General features: G+C 63.2%; 8 protein-coding genes, 1 pseudogene and 1 CRISPR repeat array. All 9 genes and pseudogenes read right to left on the bottom strand.

What is annotated here, in order from left to right; all coding sequences use genetic code 11:
* Nucleotides 1-32 precede the first annotated feature (32 nt).
* Nucleotides 33-5735: a CRISPR direct-repeat array (repeat unit 29 nt; unit sequence CGGTTCATCCCCGCGCCTGCGGGGAACAC).
* A gap of 49 nt (nucleotides 5736-5784) precedes the next feature.
* Nucleotides 5785-6111, bottom strand: a complete 327-nt coding sequence (cas2e, locus tag APM_RS19915) for a type I-E CRISPR-associated endoribonuclease Cas2e (RefSeq protein ID WP_050807217.1) — start codon at nucleotides 6109-6111, stop codon at nucleotides 5785-5787.
* A complete protein-coding gene (gene cas1e / locus APM_RS19910) occupies nucleotides 6092-7054 on the bottom strand; it encodes a type I-E CRISPR-associated endonuclease Cas1e (protein ID WP_007424557.1) in 963 nt (320 codons plus the stop codon). The genes cas2e and cas1e overlap by 20 nt, the downstream gene beginning before the upstream one ends.
* On the bottom strand, nucleotides 7047-7724 hold the full coding sequence (cas6e, locus tag APM_RS16650; RefSeq protein ID WP_007424556.1) for a type I-E CRISPR-associated protein Cas6/Cse3/CasE: 678 nt from the start codon (nucleotides 7722-7724) through the stop codon (nucleotides 7047-7049). The genes cas1e and cas6e overlap by 8 nt, the downstream gene beginning before the upstream one ends.
* Nucleotides 7725-7729: 5 nt before the next feature.
* On the bottom strand, nucleotides 7730-8479 hold the full coding sequence (cas5e, locus tag APM_RS16645) for a type I-E CRISPR-associated protein Cas5/CasD (protein WP_011942507.1): 750 nt from the start codon (nucleotides 8477-8479) through the stop codon (nucleotides 7730-7732).
* Between the two features lies 1 nt (nucleotide 8480).
* Nucleotides 8481-9593 (bottom strand): type I-E CRISPR-associated protein Cas7/Cse4/CasC, encoded by a 1113-nt coding sequence (gene cas7e / locus APM_RS16640; RefSeq protein ID WP_007424554.1) that lies wholly within the window; start codon nucleotides 9591-9593, stop codon nucleotides 8481-8483.
* Nucleotides 9593-10132, bottom strand: a complete 540-nt coding sequence (gene casB / locus APM_RS16635; protein ID WP_007424553.1) for a type I-E CRISPR-associated protein Cse2/CasB — start codon at nucleotides 10130-10132, stop codon at nucleotides 9593-9595. Before casB ends, cas7e begins: the two co-directional genes overlap by 1 nt.
* Nucleotides 10129-11718, bottom strand: a complete 1590-nt coding sequence (gene casA, locus APM_RS16630; RefSeq protein WP_007424552.1) for a type I-E CRISPR-associated protein Cse1/CasA — start codon at nucleotides 11716-11718, stop codon at nucleotides 10129-10131. Before casA ends, casB begins: the two co-directional genes overlap by 4 nt.
* 289 nt (nucleotides 11719-12007) lie before the next feature.
* Entirely contained in the window at nucleotides 12008-14686 is a 2679-nt protein-coding gene (locus tag APM_RS16625) for a CRISPR-associated helicase/endonuclease Cas3 (RefSeq protein ID WP_007424551.1), read from the bottom strand.
* 226 nt (nucleotides 14687-14912) lie between these two features.
* Nucleotides 14913-15248, bottom strand: a pseudogene (locus APM_RS16620) (IS3 family transposase); the annotation flags it as partial.
* Nucleotides 15249-15276 lie beyond the last annotated feature (28 nt).

Here is a 15276-nt window from a genome sequence, read left to right as displayed (position 1 = left end):
TGCTCGCCGCCGTGATGACGGGCGCCAGAATACGGTTCATCCCCGCGCCTGCGGGGAACACGTTCAAAGCGCATGGCGAATTGATTGCGCCCGCGGTTCATCCCCGCGCCTGCGGGGAACACCAATCCAGCGTTTTTCTGTGACGATCAAAAACCGGTTCATCCCCGCGCCTGCGGGGAACACCCTGTTTGGCGTTGCCGAATTGGCCCTCCCGTCGGTTCATCCCCGCGCCTGCGGGGAACACGGGGATCGAAGAACTCGGCACACTCTCCAGAACGGTTCATCCCCGCGCCTGCGGGGAACACCTGACAGGCCCCGAAGTCGTTCCGACTCAGAACGGTTCATCCCCGCGCCTGCGGGGAACACCGCCTCGGGAAAGCCGGTAGCAGAAACGATGGCGGTTCATCCCCGCGCCTGCGGGGAACACATGGCGAGATCGCAATTGCGAGAGAATCAGACCGGTTCATCCCCGCGCCTGCGGGGAACACTTTGGGAATACGCATTCTTTGTGCTGCTGATCCGGTTCATCCCCGCGCCTGCGGGGAACACCCGTTCCCACTTGTGGCATACATCGCGTGCTACGGTTCATCCCCGCGCCTGCGGGGAACACAAGGCGGGCGGATGACCATATCCCGGTCTATCCGGTTCATCCCCGCGCCTGCGGGGAACACTTAACGGAACCTCATTCGACTACGGCACCGATCGGTTCATCCCCGCGCCTGCGGGGAACACCGATTGAAGGACCCTGATTTGACGGAAGGCCGCGGTTCATCCCCGCGCCTGCGGGGAACACCTTCTGGGGGTGCACTCCTGCTGGACGCTGGACGGTTCATCCCCGCGCCTGCGGGGAACACTTCTAAGTTCGCCGCTTCTCATGCAAATTCGTCGGTTCATCCCCGCGCCTGCGGGGAACACAAAAGGATGTCGCCAAAGGGGTCGATCTCGATCGGTTCATCCCCGCGCCTGCGGGGAACACTGCTGGAGATCCCGGCCAGCAGTGCGGAGATCCGGTTCATCCCCGCGCCTGCGGGGAACACGCGGGTGCGGGAACGGCCTCCGGCGCGTCCTCCGGTTCATCCCCGCGCCTGCGGGGAACACGAAATAGTCCTGAAGACCTTTGAAATTCTTGTCGGTTCATCCCCGCGCCTGCGGGGAACACCCACAAATAACGAGCCATTATCAGAAACCTCTCGGTTCATCCCCGCGCCTGCGGGGAACACAAATACCCAAAACACCGGCGTATTGATCATCTCGGTTCATCCCCGCGCCTGCGGGGAACACTCATGGGGCTATCACGCCGTGTGGTGCGACAGCGGTTCATCCCCGCGCCTGCGGGGAACACACGGTGGGAGATGGAATTGATCTGCACCGCGACGGTTCATCCCCGCGCCTGCGGGGAACACGGGCGCGAAGGAATGGTGGAAGAATCAAGAGGCGGTTCATCCCCGCGCCTGCGGGGAACACACACTGTTTCTGCTATTTCGCGCGATATTAATCGGTTCATCCCCGCGCCTGCGGGGAACACCCCCTGCGCGGGAATGAAAAGGCCGACGAGCTCGGTTCATCCCCGCGCCTGCGGGGAACACTGGCAGAATTCACCGCATTCGGATTCAGGCCGCGGTTCATCCCCGCGCCTGCGGGGAACACGAAATGAACGACAAGCAACGGGAAATACTCGTCGGTTCATCCCCGCGCCTGCGGGGAACACGCGACCGTCTGCCAGGCAACCGACACGGTCCGCGGTTCATCCCCGCGCCTGCGGGGAACACGCGAAGACTGGCGCCCGGTCCGATTTCGTATCCGGTTCATCCCCGCGCCTGCGGGGAACACGTGCCCCTGCGCTACCTGACTGCCCTCAAACCCGGTTCATCCCCGCGCCTGCGGGGAACACCGCGGATTGACTACCCCGCGCTTGTTGTGATGCGGTTCATCCCCGCGCCTGCGGGGAACACGCATGGTTTATACCCTACGATATCATTCGACACGGTTCATCCCCGCGCCTGCGGGGAACACATCTACATGGTAGACATTACCGTAAATTCTGACGGTTCATCCCCGCGCCTGCGGGGAACACCGAATGAGCAGAACTACGGGTTCAATCCTACGCGGTTCATCCCCGCGCCTGCGGGGAACACCCGAGGTCGAGGAACAGGAGCAGATTCTCGACCGGTTCATCCCCGCGCCTGCGGGGAACACTGAACGCGTGGACGAGCGCAGGCGGCAATCCGCGGTTCATCCCCGCGCCTGCGGGGAACACGCCCGCTTCACCGCCTCGACCGAGACGCCCAGCGGTTCATCCCCGCGCCTGCGGGGAACACCGCCGAAGCACGCCGCCGCCGCGCATCCTCGGCGGTTCATCCCCGCGCCTGCGGGGAACACATCGAGCGCCAGCCCCAGCGAAATATTTGTCGCGGTTCATCCCCGCGCCTGCGGGGAACACCTGGCAAGCACCGGGCGCGCCAGCCTCTCGACCGGTTCATCCCCGCGCCTGCGGGGAACACCTGGCCGCCCGCCGCGACGAACCGCGCTGCGACGGTTCATCCCCGCGCCTGCGGGGAACACTCAACCTCGCCACCGACACTTTCGTCATGACACGGTTCATCCCCGCGCCTGCGGGGAACACGCGTCCGCCAGCGTGATCGTGTTCGTGTTGGTCGGTTCATCCCCGCGCCTGCGGGGAACACGTCCAGTTCGCGATGTCCCCGGTCCAGATTGCCCGGTTCATCCCCGCGCCTGCGGGGAACACGGAAATGGGCACGGCTCGCGGTCCTGCGGGTGCGGTTCATCCCCGCGCCTGCGGGGAACACGCCCGGGTCGCCCTGCTGCAGCATTTTCAGGGCGGTTCATCCCCGCGCCTGCGGGGAACACGTGACCATGATGCCTGCGCCGTAGATGCGCGGCGGTTCATCCCCGCGCCTGCGGGGAACACGTCACCGAAGCCTACGCCGGCCAGAACGCGAAGGGTTCATCCCCGCGCCTGCGGGGAACACATAGCTTTGTATCGCGGCCCATCCGCTGCGGGCGGTTCATCCCCGCGCCTGCGGGGAACACTTCATGGCCGAGGCCATCGCCCGCTTCATTGTCGGTTCATCCCCGCGCCTGCGGGGAACACCGACTGCTCGGGTTCAGCAATCCGGCCGAATTCGGTTCATCCCCGCGCCTGCGGGGAACACACAAGCGGGCGCGGGAACTCGGCGAGCCTCCTCGGTTCATCCCCGCGCCTGCGGGGAACACTTCCTGCATGCGCAGGCCAAGAAGCCGCAGCCCGGTTCATCCCCGCGCCTGCGGGGAACACCGCCCGAAGCATGGCTCCGCGAATACCAGTCGCGGTTCATCCCCGCGCCTGCGGGGAACACATGCGTTTCTCGGCACCACGACCGCACTGACGCGGTTCATCCCCGCGCCTGCGGGGAACACATGCAGGCGCTCGCGTATGCGATCAACGCCTCCGGTTCATCCCCGCGCCTGCGGGGAACACCATCAGCGCCAGGTCGCCCGGCGCCCGCTGATCGGTTCATCCCCGCGCCTGCGGGGAACACTAGGGGCGCAGACGAATGCTCAAATATCGAGCCGGTTCATCCCCGCGCCTGCGGGGAACACACACAGTAGGGCATTTTAAATCTCCGTTTTTACGGTTCATCCCCGCGCCTGCGGGGAACACTCGTCATACGGACCGTCAGCCTGCCCCGTCAGCGGTTCATCCCCGCGCCTGCGGGGAACACCCGACGCCCAAAGTTGTCCGACTCCGCCTATACGGTTCATCCCCGCGCCTGCGGGGAACACTGTTCGCCCGTCTCCCATCGCCGGATGGTCCGCGGTTCATCCCCGCGCCTGCGGGGAACACAGGATGATGATGGAAACCCCTACGTTTTGAAACGGTTCATCCCCGCGCCTGCGGGGAACACGCACGTCTTTGCGTGCGACGCGGCTAAGCGACCGGTTCATCCCCGCGCCTGCGGGGAACACCGCCGCAGGCCCGGGCTCCGATCCGACATCGGCGGTTCATCCCCGCGCCTGCGGGGAACACTTGCGACGGGTTGTTGAGGCGCGTCGGCATCACGGTTCATCCCCGCGCCTGCGGGGAACACGACCGAGGCGGTCTCGAACCTGACCGAGGAGCCGGTTCATCCCCGCGCCTGCGGGGAACACCCTGGCGTCGCGCTGCAGCGAGCGGGCAAGCTCGGTTCATCCCCGCGCCTGCGGGGAACACTTGCGCCGGACCTCGAGCACCGTCCGGCTGTCCGGTTCATCCCCGCGCCTGCGGGGAACACGGATGCACGCCGCGCAGGCGAAGGAATTTCAGCGGTTCATCCCCGCGCCTGCGGGGAACACATCTGCTCCTGTTCCTCGACCTCGGCCGGTTCCGGTTCATCCCCGCGCCTGCGGGGAACACCTGCCGGACGGCCTCCACGTCGGCGGATCGCTCGGTTCATCCCCGCGCCTGCGGGGAACACCGGTGATGAGAACGGTCATTCGGCTTCCATTGCGGTTCATCCCCGCGCCTGCGGGGAACACGATTGTGAAACCGATCTTATCATCGGGGATTTCGGTTCATCCCCGCGCCTGCGGGGAACACCGGAGCGGTTTCCGGAGGCGGCGACCCGTGACCGGTTCATCCCCGCGCCTGCGGGGAACACTTGAGCGCCAACGTGGCAGAAAAGCCGAATTTCGGTTCATCCCCGCGCCTGCGGGGAACACTCGTGTGGAAACGTCACCGGGTCGGGCTGAGGCGGTTCATCCCCGCGCCTGCGGGGAACACACCAGCCATTTCCGCGCATCGACGCGAATGCGCGGTTCATCCCCGCGCCTGCGGGGAACACGTACGATGGAAGCGTCCACTCCCATTGTGAACCGGTTCATCCCCGCGCCTGCGGGGAACACTCACAGCCGAGCAGCACGGCGCATACATCCTGCGGTTCATCCCCGCGCCTGCGGGGAACACAGCGGGCGCAGCAATCGTAAGCGCCGCAGTGCCGGTTCATCCCCGCGCCTGCGGGGAACACATCCTTCCCAGACAAAAGCGCCCTTGTGGCGCCGGTTCATCCCCGCGCCTGCGGGGAACACGAGGAGCAGCGGCGCGACCACCGTGCTCATGCCGGTTCATCCCCGCGCCTGCGGGGAACACTTTGAAACAACCGCATTGATCGCGTTGATCGCAGGTTCATCCCCGCGCCTGCGGGGAACACAGTTCCTCCTCGTGTTTCCGGTCGCGTTCGGCCGGTTCATCCCCGCGCCTGCGGGGAACACATTATTTCACGTTCGAGGAAGCTGCCCCCAACCGGTTCATCCCCGCGCCTGCGGGGAACACGCATTGCGCCCGCATGATCTATGTCGGGCGATCGGTTCATCCCCGCGCCTGCGGGGAACACAGACCGCGCCGAGGGATGGGACGAAAATTGCGCGGTTCATCCCCGCGCCTGCGGGGAACACTGCGTGCCACTGTTGCCCTTGCGCTTGCGCGCCGGTTCATCCCCGCGCCTGCGGGGAACACACGACCGCGCAGGGCACCGTCATCGTGCTCAACGGTTCATCCCCGCGCCTGCGGGGAACACCTTCCGTTGAAAACAGAATCGCACTAATCGGCCGGTTCATCCCCGCGCCTGCGGGGAACACACGAATGGGACCGTCGCATCAGCGCGGCATGCCGGTTCATCCCCGCGCCTGCGGGGAACACCAGGTGCGGGCAACTTCCTTGAGTCCGTCAATCGGTTCATCCCCGCGCCTGCGGGGAACACTCTTCCTGTAAAGATCTGATTTAACTAATGAATTCACAATGTCAAAGAACTACCGACGGTGGCGGGGCTCGCCTGTGTGTAAGGGAGGAGCAGTTTCCGCCTCCTCCGTAAAGGCTACAAGGCGAAATCCATCGAGATCGACAGGCACTCGGCGGTTCTTGCCACAGGTGTCGAATTCGAACCCAGCATCGCTTGGAGAAGTCCAGGCGATAACGCCATTGCCGTCACCAATGGCGCCACGGACCTGTTCCCAAAGCATCTCGCGAACCTTGCGCCCATAGTTTCCTACATAAACGCCTGCTCGAACTTCCAAAAGCCAGACACCTAGTCGGCCTCGCAAACGCGGCGGCGCGTTCTCAACCACGATGACCAGCATCACCCGTCGGTTCCGGTGGTGGTATAGCAACGGGCATCGCTTCTTCGGGCGCCTCTGGCACTGCCAAGCCGCCGGCTGCCAACACATCCTCGATAGCGGGAATGATGCGTGCGAGTACATTTGTGCGGCGGAACGCATCGCGGCAGCGCCGCCGGACCGCGCCGACAGGTTCTCCGATCGCCATCCCATCAATCTGTCCACGTCCAGATTGCACTGCCGCCACTACCTTGAATGCCTCCGGCACGACCGTTTCGAACTTGAAGAGATCCGCAATGTCATAAACAAAGCTTTGCGGCTTGCCACTATGTAAAAAGCCGATCGCCGGCGCATACCCGGCGGCCAGGATTGCCGCCTCCGAGATCCCGTATAGGGCAGCTGTCGCAGCAGATAGACAACGATTGACAAGATCAGCACCACCCCAGTTCTGGGGGTCGTAACGCCGCCCGGCCCAGGAGACGCCATGGCGCTGGGCCATCAGCTTATAGAGCTCCCGCACGCGGACGCCCTCAATGCCGCGCAGTTGATCGACAGAGCGGCGCTGGGGCGGCTCTTCCTGGAAGCGGATAGAATACATTCTTCGGACGACACGGAGACGAGCCTCATCATCGAGCGCAAGTCGCGCCTGATAGAGTAGCCGGTCGGACCGCGCACCACCCGGCTGGCCGGCAGCGTAGAGGCGCACACCAGCCTCTCCAACCCAGATGAGTAATGTGCCCGCTCGTGCAGCTAGGCAAACAGCGGCATGGCTTACACGTGTGCCTGGCTCCAGCATCAGGCATGTAATGCCGCCGACCGGAATTACGGTCCGAATGCCACGCTGGTCGACGACAACAAAGCTCCCATCGATCACGTCGAGCTGTCCGCGCTCGAGAAACAGGATAGATGAGCGTTCACGAATTGGAATGGGTCGCGGCGGCGGCAGACCCGGCGCCTGATCAGACACGGCGGATCAGCATGAGGCCACAGCCAAAGGCCCGCGCCCGCCCGAAGCCATGGCCAATGGCAGCGATGAAGCGCGCTGGATCGGTGACGCTTAAAACTCCCGCGAAATCAATCTGGCTGAAGGTCAGAGGCTTCTCACCTCTTCCACGCAACACCCGGATTGCCTCGTAGCCATCGCAGGCCGGCTGGCCTTCGACTACGAAACCGTGACGTTCACCCTGGCGGACAAGCCAGGCCGCTCCGACCTCGGTGACCAGACCCAGGCGATGAGATGCACGCTCGCCCTTAGGATGATGACGAAGGACATCCATCACGACGTCATGACGCTTGCCCCGGCCGGAGCCGGGCTCTCCCCGGCTTACAACCGCGTTCGCACGCAGGGAAAAGCCAAGCCTGTCGCCGGCCGACAACGCCGGTGCGAATTCCTTGCTCTCGACCGTGCAGAGCCCACCCCCATCGCCTGGCCGGTCGGGGGAGAGGATAAGAAAATGGCCCGGACGCTCTTCACGCCACAGGAAGTCGCGCTTCCGATCCGCGTCTCCGGCAAAAAGTGACCAGACGAGATGATGCGTCGCCGCAACCCGGGCCGAGCCGTCTTCAGGCACCAGAACCGAAGCGAGGGCCGCGACCGCCTTCTGATCGTGGTTCAAGCGCGCCTTTGACAGCCACATCGTACTCATGACCGATTCTCCGTTGGAGAAAATGCCTCGATGACCTCTGTGCGCAGACCGAATTGCCATAGGGTGCGCGAGATCGGGGCATCCCGCCGCTCTTCGCTGCGGAGCAGGTTGTTCGCCCCCTCGTCTCCCACCCATCGGTCGCGCGCCACGAACAGGTCCTGGATCGTGCCGGCGAGCGATGGGCGGAATTCAGCCTCGGGGCCACTGGCCCATCGCCTGTCCAGGGCCGATGCCGGGCTGTCGGCATCGATGATCTGCGGCGCGAGGGGGAGGCCGAGCGGGCATGCGCGTCGCCCGAGGTAGGGTGTGAAGGCTGGCTGCTTCATCGCGTCGGCTAGATCCTCGAGCGCCCAGCGGGGATCCACCTCTGACCGTACCCAGAGTGCTGCAAGATGCCAGGCGCTCACACGGTAGTCACGCCGTGTGAGAATCGTGTCGACCGTATTCGAGTTAAGCTCCTCAGCCCGCGTGCGGAACGTCTGGCCACGGGCTGGGCGGCCGACCTGGAGCGTGTGAAAATCGGCAAGCGAGCCCCCTGACGTGCCGCAGAGCAAGGCAAAGCCAAACTCACGCTCGAGGGCAGCCTGCTCTTCCGCATCTTCCCGCTCAATCCCCAAGCATGCTCCCACAAGACCGAGCACGGCCGATCGTGCGGGGCGCGACCAGCTCTCGCGCCGCTCCCCCACGGCAATAGCGCCAAAAGAGGCGATGGGGGCAAAAAGGGTGAAAGTGAGGAAGCTCTTCACCTCACACTCCTTCGCGGGCGAAGACAATGATGTCAGCCAGAGAGCCCTCGCCACCAACACGCATGACCTTTGTCGCATCGGCCGTCGGCCCGTAAGCCTTGTCGATCGCTTCCCGGAATTCCTCGAGCCGGCCAATCGATGCGTCCATGATATCGCCCCCTTCGACGGGTTTGGCGAAGGCACCCGCAAGAGTTCGCGGCTGCGCCTTTCCGCGCTCGGCGAGGATGTATCCGGCCCGCCCGTGGGCGGCGAAGCTGTTCTGCTTGCCGCTCGGTGCGGTGGTGGCTGCCGCCTCGACAAGAGCAGCAATGGCGGTGGCAGCCAGGTCTCGTGCCTGATCACCGCCGCCCAGGTTCCGGATCAGGAGGTCGATATTGATCGACATGTATGTGTAGAAGACGCCACTGCCGAAGCCGGTCTCTCCGATGAACCCAGCGCCGGCGTCCTCGGACGGTCGCTTCAGATCATCGACAGCCGTGTAATAGTCGTCGTCCACGCTGATGCGATGGGTGGTGATGGCATGTGCCACCTGTGCGGCGGCTTCACGGTTGAAGGCCGGCTTGTCGGCCAGCATGCGGCCGAAGAGGGCAATGTCAGCTGCGGTATCGCTTTCGCGGAGCAGCAGGATTTCGGGCGCTTCCACCTCTTCCTCACTCTCGACCTTATTCGCCTTGCCCCTCTTGCCCTTGGCCTTTTCGGGAAGAGGAATCTCACCGGCGGCATATCGCCGGGCCAAGTCGAAGGCAGCCTTGCGCTCATCGGGCGAAATAAACGCAAGCTGCTGGATGCGCGCCGGTGTCTCGTCTTCGTTGAGCTTGCCGAACTGGCCAGCGACGGCGCGGGCGATGGCGAGCGCCTGGGCCTCGGAAACCCCCTCGGCGCGCAGGGCTTTGAGAATCTCCTCCCCAAGGCGCTGCGTGCGCTCTCCCATGTACCCCTTGAGGGCCTCGGAAAATATCGTGGACGTGCGCCAGGCGCGCTTGAGCGCCTGGGAGGACAGGCGAAGGCGCATTGCCCCGCCGACCATGGCGGTTTTCGGGCGCCCAGTGTCATCGCGGTTCATGTTCGAAGGCGGGAAGAAGGTCAGGAGATGGACCTGCAAAAACTGGGTCATCACACGGGCTCCTCGGGGGCATCGGTTGTAGGGGTGGAGGCGATTTCGCTTGCGTTCCAGTAATCGAACACCCAGCGGCGGCGGCGGGTTTCCGACCAGTCCAGCAGGGCGTCAGCCAGGTCACGAACAGGAAGAGACCCGCGTGCTATGGCTACCATCCGGCGAAAGGCGATCAGCTGCTCTTCCGGTTCGTCCGCAGCCAGCAGGCGCTTGAAGCGAAGCGGCGAGAGGATGGCCGTTGAAACGTCGTCTGCCTTTTGGGGCCCAAGAACGCGCGCAACCGACCGGGGGGCGTTGGGGCCGTCGGGCTCCTTGCTCACGCGGGCCAGTACGGCCGCGGCGAGTGCCACACGGGGAAGATCTTCAGCCGATGTCGCCCCGACGCGGCGGAAGAGCGCGATTGATGCTTCTTCCGTCATTGCTTCGCTGATGGTTGAAGCGCGGCGAAGCTTGGCGAGCGCAGCACGGTCACCGGGGTAGCCTGCGCGCGGAACGAGATCCCGCCACCAGTCATGGGCGGCCGATCGATAACGGATCATGAAGCCTTTCCTTTCGACTTTTTTTCCTGGGCTGGCAGGGGCATTTCCAGGATCTGGAAAAAGGACTGGCCGTCTTTGCCGTAGCCACTAAGGCCGAGCCCGAGGAAAAAGCGCGCTCTGACCTGCCGAGCATTGTTCCTGTCCAGTGGATCAATCGGCACGGTGTCGTCGAAGATGCGCAGCGCGAGACCTCTAAGGCGCACCTGCCATGCGACCCGTTCTGGCGCCGTATCGTCAAGGCTCATCGCGCGGTCCAAAGCACTGAAGAACGCGCTCTCCGTCTCCAGCCAAACGCGGTCCCCCAGAAGCGCGATCCCATGAGCCGTGGCTTTGACCTTCGCGCCTGGATGATAAAGTGCCTGTTGCACAGCCTTGCGGAGCTGGTAGCTGGCCCGCTCGCTGGCACGGACGAGCGATGTGGCTAGTGCGTCCAGACGTTCCTGCACCTCCTTCGAGCTCGCCAGGACCAGCGGGACCTCGGTCTCCATGAAACCTCGCGCCTTCATGTTGTCCGTGTCATAGCCGCCAGCGATCAGGCGGGCACCTTTGGCCTCTTCCGTGCCGCGGTAGCGGTCATTCCGCCAGGTAGAGACGATGGGTGCCGGCCGGCGCAGGCCGTCCGGGCTGCGGAGAACAAGACCAATCCAGTTTCGGTAACCGACTCCACCAGGGTTAGGGTGGACCGATAAAATCTCTTCTCCAGCCTTGTTCTGATAGGTTGGTGTGAGGGGATGTCTCGCTCCCCACCCGACATACTTTGGCCCGTGGGGGCGCTGCCGCCATCCGGTGACAACGCTCGAGTCCAAAGCACCTGTCAGGTCGCAGGGGGCAGGTGAAGGCAGCTGAACGAAGCTGAGCCTGATACGCCGCGGCATACCCCACCAGACTTGCAGGGGGTGGGCGACATCATCCGGCGTTACGACCTCATCGTTCACGGATGTGATCGTTGGCGAGAGCCAAGGAAAGATACGAGGAAAGTCTACCGGCTCGGGCTTTCGTCCGAGCGGCACATTGGCCCAGATGTGGTGCCAGAGAGATCGATGCCGGCCTGGCGCCACCATGGTGACCATCGGTCCCCCTCCCCGCAAGCCGGTACGGTTACCCCTCCCGCCGGAGGGCGACCATGATTGCAGCGTGTAAAGGGAGATTGCTGCCGCCGGCCTGCCCATCCGCTTGGTGCGTCCCGGATGAACGAGGGGACCGGAATTACCGGCCACCTCGATTAGCAGATTTTCCACGGGCTCTTCATCAGCGTCGAGATCCGCAAGATCTTGCATGAAGCGGGGCCCAGGGCCGTCGAAGCTGAATGCATGGGCCAATGGCGCGAAGGCACCGTCCAACTTTTCAGGCGAATGTGGAGCCTCCCAGGCGTCGAGCCAATCATCCTCATCTGCCGGAGGGCAGGCCGTGGCGATTAGGCCAACCAGCAATTCCATCGTGGCGAGACGAAAATCAGCGCGCGGCCAGTTGACGGCAATGACTGGGTTCGAGGAAATATCCTCCGTGATGTCCCGAGGAGCGATGACACTTTTCGTGCCGTCCTGACGGACAATGGGGAGCCATGGATTAGTCAAGAGGTTAAACATGAAAGCTTAGACCTCGCATTTTATTATACAGAAAGGCACGAATCTATTTTACGGCCGCAGGATCACGTCACTGAATATGCGGCGCTATCCGGTATCTGAGTCTCATTCTGCCGCTACGAAAATTAGCTATTATCCCTCCTTACACCACTCGGCTGCTTCGACGCAACGATAATGATAGATCTTCACGCTTTTGTTTTAATCGAACAGACGTTGGTTTTCGTCAAAAAAGCCGCCCCGCGCCTGCAGGGAACATCTCGGTGCGAAGACCAATGACAGGTCATCACGCGGGTCATCCCGCGGATGCGGGAAGCCACCTCAGGCCATCAGTGGCATCGTAGACAGCTGATACGGGATGGCCGTCCGGATTTTCTCCTTGCAGCATAAACCGGCCCTCCTGCTTCGTCACCTCGAGAATGGCGAGCAGTATATGGGGACTCTCGCGCTCCCAGCGGCCCCATTGGCTCCGCGCCTCGTTCACCGCTTCGGAGTATCCCGCCGGTGGTGGGCAGGCTGCTATCCGATACCGCTGGACCCTCACTTCGGATAGCGTCCACGCCTGCCGCAAGTCTCCCGCAAGCCCAGCATAGGGCACCACCTTTCCATCCTTGACGCGAGCCAGGCGAAGCGTGGCCTGCTCGCGCTCCTCAAGTCGGGTCGGTGTCCGGGTTTCCCTGTCCCAGGCACCGGATTGGAGCGTATACCCCTCGTCGAAATCCAGGACGGCGCCGGCCGCAAACGCACGGTGGCTCAGATGCTTTGCCCAGGCTCCGTCCGCCGCCATCTTGAGGCCCGGCGGCGTATCCTCCACGTCATCCACCGCCTCGATCAGGAGGCGCATATCATCGGGTGTAACGAGGTCGGATTTGGCGAATAGCGCCCGGGCGCTGCGCCACAGCAATGCCGGATTCTGGTAGACAGCGTTCGTCCTTGGCAGCAAGGAATCCAGCCAGCCCGGGCCTGACGCCATTGATGGGGTCGGCGAGAGGACAACCATCTCAGGACGCTCGATGACTCGCGGTCCGCGACTGTGGCGCCAGAGCCGCCCTGCCCTCTGGATGAGACTATCCACCGGCGCCAGGTCTGTCACAAGCAGATCAAAATCCAGATCCAGGGACTGCTCGACGACCTGCGTGGCGATCAGGACGCCGGCGCGCGCATGCCCGATACTGTCCTTGCCGAACCGGCGCAGCACCTCCTGTTCCACCGACTGCCGATCGATGTGCGCAAAACGAGCGTGGAAGACGATCGGGTCGATGTTCTCCATGCGCACCGCCGCGGCGGCTTCAAGCGCATCATCAACGCTGTTTCGGATCCAGACTACGGCAGCGCCAAGCCTTGCGGCATCCACAACCCTGGAAAGGGCGTCCACCTCAGTGTCTACCCGCGTAATGGTGACTGACCGAGGGAGGCCCGTCCGGACGCCCAACGGATACTCGGTCTGGGCTTCAGATCCCTCGATCGTGGCGAGCGGGTAGTGTGTCGATGTAACCTGGCGAGGGGCTTCCTGGCCGGCGCCACGGCGGAACGCGTCAGTCAGCGATTGCCGCATCCTCAGCGGGAGAGTGGCGGAAAGCAGTATCGCGGACCCACCCAGTGCGGCATGAAACTCGAGCAGCGCCTGCAATTCGCGCTCCATATAGGAATCGAATGCATGTACCTCGTCCACGACAAGAACCTTGCCCTGCAAGCCATGCAGCCGGAGCGGCGCGTGGCGTACGGGCAAGACGGCGAGGAGAGCCTGATCGATGGTGCCTATGCCGACATCGGCAAAGAGGGAACGCCTCCGATCTTCCGCGAGCCAGGCTTTGCACTCCGCTTCTGACGGAATCGCCTCCCCCTCCCGTGGCTCTGAAGCCGAGGAGGGGGAGGCTGATATCAGCGCACGGAAACGAGGATCCAGACCGGCCTTCCCGTGCGTCAGTGCGATCGATGGCCGCGAGCCCTCTTCAAACAGGCGCAGGTAGGTATCGGTCAGCCTCTGGAACATGGAATTGGCGGTCGCCATGCTCGGCAGGGCAAAGAAGACACCCCTTGCCTCTCCCGATGCCATTATACGGCTGGCAAGCGTAAGGGCCGCCTCGGTTTTCCCACTGCCGGTCAGGTCTTCGATGATTGCGAGCACTGCCCCCTCCGGCAGCGGCACTGTCTCGGCCCATGATTGTGCCGGAGACGGTGTGTCGACCTTCGGGAACAGTGCGGAGAAACCAGTGAAAGTGCGCGCCTTGGAGGGGGTCAGTCCGGCGTCCGCACCAGCTTGGGCGGCGCGCGGCAGCGCTACTTCTCGGAAATAATCGTGCGGATCGAGATCGCTGTGGGTCCCATCGCGCGGGAACCAGATTTCGTTTGATCCAATCCAATCAGCAAGAGTGAGAAAGCCGGCAATCTGCCATTGCATCCGTGCACTGGCCCGCCGGCTTTGAGGTGGCGGCAAGGGAGACGGCTGGAAAAGATCGAGCATCGCCTGCACGAACTCCCGCGCGGCGTCCAGGCATTGGCGGCAAACCGCGGGCTCCAGGTGGTCAGGCACATCGATGGGGCGCCCATGATGCCCGGCAATCGTTCGAATGAGACCAGATCGCTTGCTGGGGTGCCACCCGCTCCCTCGCCGACCAAGTGGGAATACCGGGTCAAGCAAACCTTCGTCCGCGAACACCTCAAGGAGTGCCGCAGTCAGTGTATCGTGTCGCGGGCCCGCAACACGACCGGGCCATGGCCCCAGAACCCGGCTCGGCCAAAGATCGGATTCCTGAGCCTGGAACGGGCGGGAGAATTTGCCGATATCGTGGAGCGACAGCAGGAAGTAAACCGTGTGCTTATCGAATTCCTTTAATGGCATTGGCAGGCGTGAACCTGCCGCAGCAACATCAAGTGAGTGTGCCACAATCGGGTAGGCAAATATCTCATCCTCATGAGTGTATGATTTGCCCCAAAATGCCAATACGTTTCGCCAACTATTAGGGAGTGACACTGCTTCATTTACCCGAGAAAATATATCACAATTCCAAAATAGCTAATATTCTGCTTGGGCTCCAGCGTCACTCCCACCTTTTTCGCCCACCCAACGCCGGCACCCTCTGTGACTCCGGCCGCGCCTCGACCTGGAGACGCAGAGCGGCCGGCACGACTGGCTCAGACGCGGCACACTTCGAGAAGCTTGAACCGCGCCGGGTTTGCCGAAGGCTATTTTGTTTGACTCAGGCGACCATAGCCAGCTTGTTCAGTTTCTCATAGTACTGCGCCTCGGCCTCGGCAGATGGGATATCGCGATCGGCTCGAGGAAGAGGCGGTTGTTGATCCAGTCCACCCATTCGAGCGCGGCGAATTCCACCACTTCTGCGTTCCGCCAAGGGCCACGACGGTGGATTACCTCGGCCTTGAATTGGCCGTTGATGGTTTCAGAGAGGGCATTGTCATAGGAATCGCCGACGCTGCCGACGGAAGGCTCGATCCCTGCTTCGGCCAGGCGTTCAGTGTAGTGGAGCGAGACGTATTGGGCGGCCCTAGTCACTATGATGGACGAGGTCATCCCGGCGTATCAACCACCTCACATTCGTGCCA

Origin of the sequence: Acidiphilium sp. PM (assembly GCF_000219295.1) — a bacterium.
Classification (GTDB): Bacteria; Pseudomonadota; Alphaproteobacteria; order Acetobacterales; family Acetobacteraceae; genus Acidiphilium; species Acidiphilium multivorum.
The sequence above is the reverse complement of the archived record's forward strand: the minus strand, read 5'-3'. Positions and strand labels throughout refer to the sequence as shown.

Bases quoted from the DNA above. Each gene is read 5' to 3' on its own strand.
- cas7e (WP_007424554.1), bottom strand. From the start codon at position 9,593: ATGACCCAGTTTTTGCAGGTCCATCTCCTGACCTTCTTCCCGCCTTCG.
- cas2e (WP_050807217.1), bottom strand. From the start codon at position 6,111: ATGCTGGTCATCGTGGTTGAGAACGCGCCGCCGCGTTTGCGAGGCCGA.
- casB (WP_007424553.1), bottom strand. From the start codon at position 10,132: ATGATCCGTTATCGATCGGCCGCCCATGACTGGTGGCGGGATCTCGTT.
- casA (WP_007424552.1), bottom strand. From the start codon at position 11,718: ATGTTTAACCTCTTGACTAATCCATGGCTCCCCATTGTCCGTCAGGAC.
- cas6e (WP_007424556.1), bottom strand. From the start codon at position 7,724: ATGTGGCTGTCAAAGGCGCGCTTGAACCACGATCAGAAGGCGGTCGCG.